The sequence below is a fragment of the Haloferax sp. s1 genome, assembly GCF_058382125.1.
In genome coordinates this window covers 1-4,165 of the sequence record NZ_JBZRPK010000401.1, presented here as the reverse complement: position 1 = coordinate 4,165, position 4,165 = coordinate 1, and the positions used below count along the sequence as shown (strand labels likewise).

4 protein-coding genes and 1 pseudogene are annotated in these 4,165 nt (G+C 62.5%); 1 reads left to right on the top strand and 4 read right to left on the bottom strand.

Translation table 11 applies throughout. The features are described 5' to 3' along the window. Positions 1 to 1,654, bottom strand: a 1,654-nt coding sequence (locus QT222_RS05255; RefSeq protein ID WP_491476535.1) for a DUF7282 domain-containing protein, incomplete at its 3' end; no start/stop codon positions are given. Between the two features lie 263 nt (positions 1,655 to 1,917). Between QT222_RS05255 and epsC the strand changes: the two genes are divergently transcribed. After that, positions 1,918 to 2,781, top strand: a complete 864-nt coding sequence (epsC, locus tag QT222_RS05250; protein ID WP_004059510.1) for a serine O-acetyltransferase EpsC — start codon at positions 1,918 to 1,920, stop codon at positions 2,779 to 2,781. A 32-nt stretch (positions 2,782 to 2,813) separates the two neighbouring features. Here epsC and QT222_RS05245 read toward each other — a convergent pair whose 3' ends face one another. The 3 genes and pseudogenes from QT222_RS05245 to QT222_RS05235 form a co-directional block, all read right to left on the bottom strand. Beyond that, positions 2,814 to 3,119 carry a DUF8036 family membrane protein gene (locus tag QT222_RS05245; RefSeq protein ID WP_491476534.1) on the bottom strand — a complete coding sequence of 102 codons (306 nt, stop codon included), beginning with the start codon at positions 3,117 to 3,119 and terminating at the stop codon, positions 2,814 to 2,816. A 55-nt stretch (positions 3,120 to 3,174) separates the two neighbouring features. Then, positions 3,175 to 3,450 carry an ArsR/SmtB family transcription factor gene (locus tag QT222_RS05240; protein WP_004059508.1) on the bottom strand — a complete coding sequence of 92 codons (276 nt, stop codon included), beginning with the start codon at positions 3,448 to 3,450 and terminating at the stop codon, positions 3,175 to 3,177. A gap of 107 nt (positions 3,451 to 3,557) precedes the next feature. Next, positions 3,558 to 4,165: pseudogene (locus QT222_RS05235) on the bottom strand (tRNA guanosine(15) transglycosylase TgtA); the annotation flags it as partial.

The following is a 4,165-nucleotide window of genomic DNA, read 5'->3' as shown; positions in this document are numbered from 1 at the left end:
GCGTGTCGAGGGTGATTTCGACGTTCTCGTGCGTGCCGGGTTCGAGGTATTCGGACGTTCCGCGGACGCTTTCGAATACCTCGCCGTCGTTGACCGTCGCTTCGTGAATCGTCACGAAGCCGCCGTCGTGGAGCGTGACGGACTCGACCGTGACGGTCGTGCCATCGCCGTACTGATCCACCGCGGTCACGACGGCGCTGTCCGAGGTCATCGCGTCAGCAACGACCGCGCCGCCGTCTGCGGTGTACGGGCCATCAGCCTCGCCTTCTGACTCCTCGAAGGTGTACATCTCGTCGCCGTCGGTGTCCATGTGCGCCATGGGAGTGAGCACCTGCGAGGAGCGAATCGGTTCGTCGAGCGTCACGACCACGTCCTCGTGGACGCCGGTCGAGAGGTATTCGGACGTGCCGATGACGCTGTCAAAGACTGCGCCGCCGGAGAGCGCGGGGTCGTGGATGACGACGAAGCCGCCCTCCGAGAGTTCGACGCGGTCGACCACGACGGTCGTGCCGTCGGACGATTTCATCGTGTAATCGACGCTCGCGGAGACGGTTGCGTTCCCGCTATCGATGACTGCACCGCCGTTTGCGGTGTACGGGCCGTCGTTCTCGCCTTCCGATTCGGGGAAGGTGTACGTCTCGTCACCGTCGGTATCCATGTGTGCCATCGGGACCACGGTGGTCGTCTCGTTCAGCGGGGAATCGAGTGTGACTCGCACGTCGCGGTGCAGACCGGGTTCGAGGTACGCGGACGTGCCGCGGATGCTCTCGAACACTTTGCCTTCGGTGACGGTCCCGTCGTGGACGGTCACGAAGCCACCATCGGGGAGGTACGCGGACTCGACGACGATGGAGTAGCCACCGGTCGCCTGCGCGCTGTAGTTGACGCTCGCGGTGTCCGAAGGCATCACCATCGCCGTGTCGACGACGGCGCTCCCGTCAGCGGTGTACGGGCCGTCCGTCTCGCCTTCCGACTCGGGGAAAGTGTAGGTCTCGTCACCATCAGTGTCCATGTGCGCCATCGGGACGAGCGTCGTGTTCTCGGTCACGGGCGCGTCCAGTTCGACGCGGACGTTCTCGTGAACGCCTGCTTCGAGGTATGCCGAGGTGCCGCGGATGCTCTCGAACACTTCGCCTCCAGTGACCGTCGCATCGTGAATCGTCACGAAGCCGCCCTGCGAGAGTTCGACGCGGTCGACCACGACGGAGTCGCCGGTCGTTGGCTGGTCAGTCATCGAGACGGACGCGCTGGCGTTCACCATCGCGTCAGCAACGACCGCGCCGCCGTCTGCGGTGTACGGCCCGTCGGCGTTGCCGTTGGCGGCGACGAACGAGTACACGCGGTCATCGTCGGTATCCATGTGGGGCATGGCGACGAACGTTCCCGATTCGTCGATTGGGTCGTCCAGATGGACGGTTACGTTCTCGTGCGTACCGGCGTCGAGGTACGTCGACGAACCGACGACGCTCCCGAGCACGCTCCCGTCTGAGAGCGAGGCGTCGTGAATGGTCACAAAGCCACCCTCCGGAAGCGTTACGGAGTCAACTGTGACAGTCGTTCCACCCGTTGCTTGGTCTTCGAAGGAGACGCTCGCGGCCTCCTGCTGTGCCGTCACGGCCACCGGGACGCCCCCGGCGACCACGACGAGTGTCATCAGTACTGCGAGTGTTCGTCGCATACCTCAGTTGGGGACGAGTATTTAAAAGAAGATTTTCCGAACTCTCACCCAAATCTATCCCCGATGTGCCCCCAGTCTCCCGATTTCGGCTGCCAGAAGCGTTATCATACGGATAGTCGAGCCGACGAGGGTAGTTGATCGACCGGATGGGACGCGCTTCCAGAATGATACGAAAAAACGACAATCGAAAGCAATGAGACGAGATTAAATAGCGTCCGCCCACCAACTATCGCTATCGAATGTCCTACACGTACTCGGGCGACGTTCACCAGAGCCTCATAGCGTCGTACCGCGACGACGAACCCCCGTTCCCAACCGATACGTCGCTTTCCTTCCCGCGGCGGAACCACCTCCGGGAGGACGTGGACCTCCTCAAGCGACTCTTGTTCCCGCGATGCTGGAACGCCGGGAACTGGGTCGAAGACGGAGAGACACTCCGTGACGGCGTTGCAAACTTCGCTTCACTCTGTTATTCTGGAATCAAACCCTACAACGGGAACGACGCGCAAGTGGTGGTCGATACGGTCGTCGAACGCCTGCCGTCGATTCGAGAGACGCTAAAGAAAGACGTCGAGGCGGCTTACAAAGGTGACCCCGCGGCGCGAAGCTACATGGAGATTATTCGGTCGTACCCCGGCGTACAGGCGGTCGTCGTCCACCGAATCGCCCACGCATTCTACGAGGCTGGCGCACCGGAATACGCCCGTGAACTGGCTGAATACGCAAAGATGGAGTCCGGCATCGATATCCACCCCGGAGCCACCATCGGCGACTACTTCTTTATCGACCACGGCACGGGCGTCGTCATCGGCGAGACGACGACCATCGGCGAGTGGGCCAGAATCTATCAGGACGTGACGCTCGGCGCGCTCCACTTCGAAGAACAAGAAGACGAAGAGCACACACTGAAGAAGGGATACAAACGCCACCCGGATATCGGTGACAGCGTCGTCATCGGTGCGGGAAGCAAAGTTCTCGGCGCGGTCGCAATCGGTGACCACGTGAGCATCGGCGCGAACTCGTGGGTCACAGAAGACGTGCCGGACCACACGAGCGTCTTTATCTCCGAACATCCGACCCACGAGCGAAAACAGCGAGACTGAGCGGGAGACGGGGCGACCGCGACGCAGGTAGTTTAGTCGACCGTTACCCACGCGAGGAACGCAAGCCCAATCGTCTCGAAGACGTGGAGGAGCATCATGAGTCGCCAGACGATGACGGGCACTTTGGTGCTGAACCATCCCGATAACATGGGGTCCAAAAGGTACATGTAGAACGCGAGCGCGTTCTCCGCGAGGAGGAACACCCCGAACACGAGGAGGCCGACGGCGTGTTTGGACCTGAAGGTCAGGTAGTTCCGGGCCCAAATCGCCGACAGTGCGAGAAGCACGACGACGTTGATTCCCGAGGAGACCTTCGCAACGTCCACCCAGATACTCATTCGTCCACCTGTTTCCCCGTGAGCCTCATATACACTTTCCCAAATCTCTCCATAGTCAGTCTATCCTGTCGACAATCGTCTCGACGGTTTCCCAGTTGGCGCGGCATCGCTGCGACGGGAGGTAGACCGCGCCGTAATCGTCGCCGCTGCGCTGGACGACGTCGTTGTCCATCAGTACATCGAGGTGGTGTCTGATGGTCTTGTAGTCGAGGTCGAGCGTCTCGGCCAGTTGGTTCGCGTTGCGTGGCTGTTCCTCCACGGTCTTGAGAATACGCACACGGTTTTCACCCCCGCGAGTTCCCGTGAGTACGTACCAGAGGACAGCCTCCATCGTATGCGGTGACACGTCGGGAGAACCTAAGACCATCGACCGGCAGACTGCGGGGCGGTCGAGAAGGGAAGAACCCGACTCATCGGCCGAGATGTCAGGAGCGAATTCTACTCGTCGGCCGAGATATCGTGCGAAGTTGCAGAAGCGTCTTCTTCGTCCGCCGCCTCCTCCGCCAGTCGCTCGGAGACCGCCGACAGCGCCTCCAGTTCGACCGACTCGGGGACGAGTTCGAGCGCCGACGCGGGCCAGTCGTTGTGGGCGAGCGTGAACGTCGCATCGGGGTTCTCCTCGACCAATCGGGACACACCGGTCGCGGCCTGTTCGTAGGCGTCGCGGTCGAGTCGCTCCGGCACTTCGGCGGTGAGCGGGTACGTCTCCGAGAGTGCACGCGGGAAGGGGCCGAACGGCGGGACGACCCGCCACGTCGCGTCGAACTCGTCGCCGGAAGGCGTGCCGCCTTCAGTGAGGAGAACGTGACCCTCGGCGGTCAGGCGGTCCATTCGGTCGTGGTGGCGCACAACCTCGGGCCGGTGAGCGCTCTCGTTGGAGACGTAGAAGAACGCGCCCTTCGAGGCGGGGTCCTCGCGCTTCAGCAGGTCGGCGTGGGCGGGGAGAGCGCGGTAGCCATCGAGCATCGCGGGGGGCGAACGGGCGCGCTCCTCGACGAGGTCCATCAGGGCGCCGTCGCGGAGGGCCTGGTTGATGCGGCGGGGGT